The organism is Paenibacillus sp. F411 (genome assembly GCF_017582705.1).
In the GTDB taxonomy this organism is placed as follows: Bacteria; Bacillota; Bacilli; order Paenibacillales; family Paenibacillaceae; genus Paenibacillus_AQ; species Paenibacillus_AQ algicola.
Window position 1 is genome coordinate 192,290 of the sequence record NZ_JAGFIP010000007.1, and the last position, 6,173, is coordinate 198,462.

The window sequence follows — 6,173 nt, forward strand, 5'->3', positions numbered from 1 at the left end:
GGAGTGAGTCTGTTGTCCATTCATAAATTCAAATTAATGTTTATCCCGCCGATCGTGCTATTTATCATTATAGCTTCTTCGGTGCTGGATCTGGAGAGCAGCCTGCCGCTAATGCTTCTCTCCTCGGTGCTGCTGACCGGCAGTATGTGGCTGGAGAAAAGATTTCCTCATATCCTGCTGCTTCAATTCGGCTTGCTCGGTATTTTTCATTATGCCAGTCAATTAAACTGGTGTCTGCTGCTTTATTATATTCAAATTACCGGTGTCATCCAGTACAACTGGAGATTCAAGCATATGCTGCCCTGCGCGGCCCTCATTACGATTCAATATACGGCCATTCGATTAACTTACTCGCCTCTCACCACGTATTCCTTACTTGTATCGGTATTCGATATTATTTCATCACTAGTCATCATATCTACTTTCCATAACATCATTCGCATTGAAACCGAGAAAAAAACATTAGCAAAGCAAAACAACTACCTCATGAATCACGATCCGCTCACCGGCTTCCTCAATTATGAAGGCTATATGAAAAGAGTGCAGCAGCTTACACTGAGCCGCACCGCGTTTCGTATCGTTCTGCTGGACATTAACAATTTCCAGTCCCTGAACGCCAAGGATATGACGTCGGCTAATGACATCCTGGTCCGCTTCTCGGTGCATATTCGCCGCCATTTCGCCGAGATGCTTGCCGCGGCGCGTTATGCCGGAGACCGATTTGCAATCTTAATTCCGGCATACAGTGAGGTGAAGGGTCTGGACTCCTTTGAGGATTTAGGAGTTCAGATCACCTACAGTGTAACCACGTACCCGGAGGAAGCAGGGACGTTTCAGGAGGTTATCAGTAAAGCCGAGGATCGAATATTTCAAATGCGGCGCGAGACCTGGCTGAAGAGCCAGGAGGAATTTATCCGTTCTGCCAAAATGAAAACCGTCGGCGAGCTGGCTGCCGGCATGGCCCACGAAATCCGGAATCCGCTGACAGCAATCCGTGGCTTTGTCCAGCTCTCCAAGGTGCAGAATTATAATATTCAGCCTTGGTACAACGTTATCATGGGGGAAATCACACGGGTTGGGGAGCTGACCGCCGAGTTCCTGCAATTTTCCAAGCCGCATATGAGTAATATGAAGCTGGACAGCTTGAGCGGCTGTATGAGCAGAGTGTTCTCGCTTTGTGAATCCGAAGCCGCTTCAAGAGGCCACGCCTTTACGATGGAGCAGGTGGAGGGTGAGGTGACGGTTTATATGGATCGTGACAAGATCATCCAGGTCCTCATCAATTTGATTCGCAATGCGTTTCAGGCCATGGAAAATACGGGTCACGTCCATCTCTCGTTACTCACGGGGGATGAGCCCTGGGCTCTAATCTCCGTCAGGGATAATGGCACCGGGATTCCATCTGAAGTGCTGGACCGTATATTCGATCCTTTTTTCACGACGAAGGAGGAGGGGACAGGGCTCGGATTATCCCTGTGTCAAAAAATCGTTGAAGATCACGGAGGCTACATCACGGTTGAAAGCACACCTGGGGCGGGCACCACGTTTACCGTGAAGCTGCCTGTATCCTCCAGAGGCGGGGATGGCGGGCACGTCAGCTCTGAAGCATCTAATGAATATTGAAAAAAACCAGCCCATTCAGGGCTGGTCCATAGGATACAATCCGCACGTGATTTAAAGCTCCACTTCAACCATCCAGCCGAACGGATCTGGCACGAGGCCTCTTTGGATGCCGGTCAGCGTAACGTACAGTTTGCCAGAGATCTCTCCGGTTACGCCTCCACCAATAACCGCCTTCTCATCCTTCCAGTTCAGCTCACCGATCGGGGAGATTACGGCTGCCGTGCCGGTTCCAAAAGCTTCTTCAAGCGCTCCGCTTTGCGCGGCGGCAAACAGCTCTTCAATGGAGATCGCAGTCTCTTCTACCGTCAGCCCCCAGTCTCTTAACAGCTGAATGATGGAGCTGCGGGTGATGCCGTTCAGAATGCTGCCATTCAAAGCCGGGGTGTACACAACACCGTTAATTTTGAAAAATACGTTCATGCTGCCGACTTCCTCAACATATTTGCGGTGTACTCCGTCAAGCCAGAGCACCTGGGAGTAGCCCTTCTGCTTGGCGATCTCCTGCGCCTTCAGACTGGCTGCATAGTTGCCCGCAGTCTTGGCTTCGCCAACACCGCCGCGTACGGCGCGGACATATTCATTCTCGACATAGATCTTGACCGGATTCACGCCCTCCGGATAATAGTTGCCAACCGGTGACATAATGATCATAAATTTATATTCTGCGGAGGCATCCACGCCGAGTGCCGGCTGGGTTGCAATCACATAAGGGCGGATATAGAGGGAATGACCGCTTTCTTCAGGAATCCAGTCCTGATCGACCTTGATCAGCGCATTCAGCGCCTCGAGTGCAAGGTCTTCATCAATATGTGGAACGCCCAAGCGGTCATTGGAACGGTTCAAGCGTTCCATATTCTTTCTCGGTCTGAACAGAAGCACTCTTCCGTCTCCGGTCTTATAAGCCTTCAAGCCTTCAAAAATCGTTTGTCCGTAATGAAATACCTTCGCCGCAGGGTCCAGGGAAATCGGCTGGTAAGGGACGACGCGCGGGTTATACCACCCTTGGCCCTCTGCATAATCCATAATAAACATATGATCTGAAAAATGAGTGCCGAAGCCGCGCTCATTCGCAAGCGGTTTCGTCTTTTTTTGTGTGCTGAGTTCAATACTGATGCTAGTGCCCATACTGCCCATCGCTCCCTATGACATTATTCTTAATTGAATGCTACCATGTTAAGAAGTATATTAAAAGTATCTATTTAGTTTCTGTATTATACCCTGACGGTATGAAAGAAGGAGTAAGTATGGATATACGGCAGCTGAAATATTTTTTGGCCATCGCTCGTGAAGGTCAAGTCACCCGTGCGGCCAAGAAGCTGAACATGGAGCAGCCCCCCTTGAGCCGGCAGCTGAAACAGATCGAGGAGGAGCTGGGAGTTCGACTGTTCGACCGGAGCTCCCGGCATCTGAAGCTGACCTCGGCCGGCGTGCTCCTGAGGCAGCGGGGAGAGCTGCTGCTCACTCAGTTCGAGGAAGCCTTAAATGAAGTGAAGGAAACCGAAGAGGGTGTGAGAGGCATGCTCTCCATCGGCTCCGTCGTTTCCTGTGTATCCCTGCTGCCCGGGCGCATCCAGCGAATGCGGGAGGTGTATCCCCGGCTGACGTACAAGATCGTGGAAGGGGATCATACCTATCTCGGGGACCTGCTGCAAAAGCGGGTTATTGAGCTTATTGTAGCCCGCCTGCCCTTTGAAGCTTTTCACTATACAGATCCCTGTGAGGTGCTGCCGCTTCCTTCGGACCCGTTCGTGGCCGTGATCCCGAGCGCCTGGGCTTCGCGGTTCGGCGGCAAGTCCGCCATTAAGATGACGGAGCTCGCCGAATGTCCAATCCTAACCTTAAAGACAGACTATACAACGCGAATGCATGAATCCATCATGAACGAATGCCGAAAGCATGGCTTCGAGCCCCAGGTTATTTGTGAATGCTCCAGCGTTTCTATTATTATGTCACTGGTGGCTGAAGGCATTGGCGTGACCATTTTTCCAAAGTCCGTCATGTCCATGTCGATGGGGCGCTTGGTGACCATGCTGGACATTGAGGATGCAGCACTGCAGTCCGAGGTGGGCATCGTATGGCTCAAGAACCACTATTTATCCAAAAGTGCAGAGCGTTTCATCGACAGCTTCAGATCCGATCCAAACAATAATCCATAGAGGTGATTCTGATGATCTTGCATATTATGAACACGGTAGCCTGGAAAAATGCACTCGTCGCCGGCGAATACGCGCCTCCCAGTCTAAAGAAGGAGGGCTTTATTCATTGCTCTACTCCCGAGCAGCTGCTGAATGTGGCGAATACGTTATATAAGGGTCAAAAAGGACTGTTTCTCCTCTACATTGATGAAAGCAAGGTGATTCCTGACATCGTCTATGAGGACTTATATAAGACAGGCAAGAAGTTTCCGCACATTTATGGTCCTTTGAACCTGGATGCCGTGGAGCGAATTGTGGAATACAATCCAGATCCTGACGATAACGTTCATGGAGATGAACTGCCCCCTTCTTAAGAGAAGTCTGGAGAAAGAGGCCTTTTTGCGGCAGTTTGATGGGATGAGGTACAATAGACAAAGCCGGTGGAGACTAGCAATCGGCAAGATGCAACTAAACCGAGGTGCTTAATTATGACAACAACCGTCGTTATTGGCGGAGGAATAACAGGATTATCGACGTGTTATTATTTGCAGCGGGGGGATCGCCCGGCTGAGGATGCCATGAAACTGATCTTGGTGGAGGCAGAGCCGGAGCTGGGAGGCAAGATCCGCACGGTGTATAAAGAAGATTTTATCATGGAGACCGGAGCTGACTCGATCGTGGCACGAAAAAGCAATGTGCTCCCTTTCATTCAGGAGCTGGGGCTCGAGGATGCGGTCGTTTATAACGGTACTGGAACCTCCTATATATACACAAATGCGGGCTTGAAGAAGATTCCCGCTGATTCATTGTTCGGCATCCCGGTGGGAGTGCAGGCCTTAGTCGAGAGTGAGCTGGTTTCTTCGGAAGGAAAGCTGGAGGCATTAAAGGATCTATACACTCCCAATGAAGTTTTTACCAAGGATGACTCCCTGGGCTTGTTCCTGGAGGCTTTTTTGGGACAGGAGCTGGTGGAGAAGCAGATTGCTCCCGTTATTTCCGGAGTGTATTCCGGTCAACTTCAGGATTTGACGATTGCATCCACGCTGCCGTTTCTTTTGGATTATAAGAATCAGTACGGCAGCATCATGCAAGGACTTTATGAGAACAGGAAGCTTTATCTGGGTGCCGCGAACAAGAAATTCATCTCCTTCCAGGGGGGCATGTCTTTCTTGATTCAAAGGCTGGAAGAGAGGCTTTCCTCCGGAGGAGCTATCATTTATAAAGGGGTAGCCGCTGAAAGCATGGAAGCGTCCGGACAAGGCTATAAGCTGAAGCTGTCGAATGGATCTGTACTGGAAGTGGATCAGGTGGTGCTTAGCGGAGGCAGCGCTCCAACCCAGGCATTGCTTCAAGACCGAGAGCTAGATGAGATGTTTCAAGGCCTGTTGACGAAATCCATGATTAGCATCTATCTGGCGTTTGATATTCCCGATCACCGTCTGCCAAGCGATGGGACAGGCTTCATTAATGCGTCTGAGTTCGGATTAATATGTGATGCGAGCACCTGGAGCAGCCGGAAGTGGGAGCATACCTCCAAAAGCCGGCGCTTGTTAGTCCGTTTATTCTATAAAAGCTCCAATCCTCAGTATGATAAGCTGCGTGGCATGTCGGATCAGGAACTGGAGGATCTTGCGCTGCAGGATGTAACTGCTTCTTTAGGTTTAAGTGAGAAGCCGATGGAGGCTGTCGTTACGAGATGGCAGGATAATATGCCGAATTATCATTTAGAGCATCGCCGCATCGTAGAGAAGCTGGAGGCCGCTATGCAAGAGCGGTGGCCCGGCGTTTATCTTGCCGGCTGTTCCTACTATGGAGTCGGTATTCCGGATTGTATCCTGAACGGGCAAAAGACAGCTCAGCAACTGCTGGATTTGTTATCTGCGCAGCAAAGCTAAAGTGTTGGTGGTTGTATCATGATAACCCGGCTATTGAGGATAGAAGCACCTTTTCAAGAGGGGTGCAGCTGTCCTTGCTAGCTGGGTTATTTTACAAGTTGCTGTGAGCATGGATGTATGTTAAATTATAAATCTGCTCAAGAAATTGTAGCAGGACAAGCAAGCCAAGAGCTTGATCGCTAGGGCTGAGGATCGTATGGAAAGTTAGTCGTTCACACGAGGCTCTAAATCTTCTCGAAAAAAGTGCTTGCTAATTAGATAGACAGTGTGTTATGATCTAATTCCGGGTCGAAACAAGAGACTTCGGAAATGAGAAACAGAATTGATCTTTGAAAACTGAACAACGAGTGAGTTAAACCGATCTTGCCTTACGGTGAGATCAACAATGAGATTTTATAATCTCGTCAGTTTTGAAATGAGCAATGGAACTCAACTTTCATGGAGAGTTTGATCCTGGCTCAGGACGAACGCTGGCGGCGTGCCTAATACATGCAAGTCGAGCGGACTTGATGAGGAGCTT

The 6,173-nt window shown here is 49.6% G+C and carries 5 protein-coding genes and 1 rRNA gene; 5 read left to right on the top strand and 1 reads right to left on the bottom strand.

Annotated features, from left to right (window positions below; translation table 11 throughout):
- Positions 1 to 12 precede the first annotated feature (12 nt).
- Positions 13 to 1,623: an ATP-binding protein gene (locus JJQ72_RS10015; protein ID WP_243895995.1), complete on the top strand. Its 1,611-nt coding sequence runs from the start codon at positions 13 to 15 to the stop codon at positions 1,621 to 1,623.
- A gap of 51 nt (positions 1,624 to 1,674) precedes the next feature.
- Here the strand turns inward: JJQ72_RS10015 and JJQ72_RS10020 are convergent, their stop codons facing one another.
- Positions 1,675 to 2,748: a branched-chain amino acid aminotransferase gene (locus JJQ72_RS10020; RefSeq protein WP_208203553.1), complete on the bottom strand. Its 1,074-nt coding sequence runs from the start codon at positions 2,746 to 2,748 to the stop codon at positions 1,675 to 1,677.
- Between the two features lie 119 nt (positions 2,749 to 2,867).
- On the opposite strand from JJQ72_RS10020, the gene JJQ72_RS10025 reads away from it, so the two are divergent.
- The 4 genes from JJQ72_RS10025 to JJQ72_RS10040 form a co-directional block, all read left to right on the top strand.
- Entirely contained in the window at positions 2,868 to 3,779 is a 912-nt protein-coding gene (locus tag JJQ72_RS10025; RefSeq protein ID WP_208203554.1) for a LysR family transcriptional regulator, read from the top strand.
- Positions 3,780 to 3,790: 11 nt separating this feature from the next.
- Positions 3,791 to 4,132 (top strand): DUF952 domain-containing protein, encoded by a 342-nt coding sequence (locus tag JJQ72_RS10030; RefSeq protein WP_208203555.1) that lies wholly within the window; start codon positions 3,791 to 3,793, stop codon positions 4,130 to 4,132.
- A 114-nt stretch (positions 4,133 to 4,246) separates the two neighbouring features.
- A complete protein-coding gene (gene hemG / locus JJQ72_RS10035) occupies positions 4,247 to 5,653 on the top strand; it encodes a protoporphyrinogen oxidase (RefSeq protein ID WP_208203556.1) in 1,407 nt (468 codons plus the stop codon).
- Positions 5,654 to 6,088: 435 nt separating this feature from the next.
- Positions 6,089 to 6,173, top strand: a 16S ribosomal RNA gene (locus JJQ72_RS10040); the annotation flags it as partial.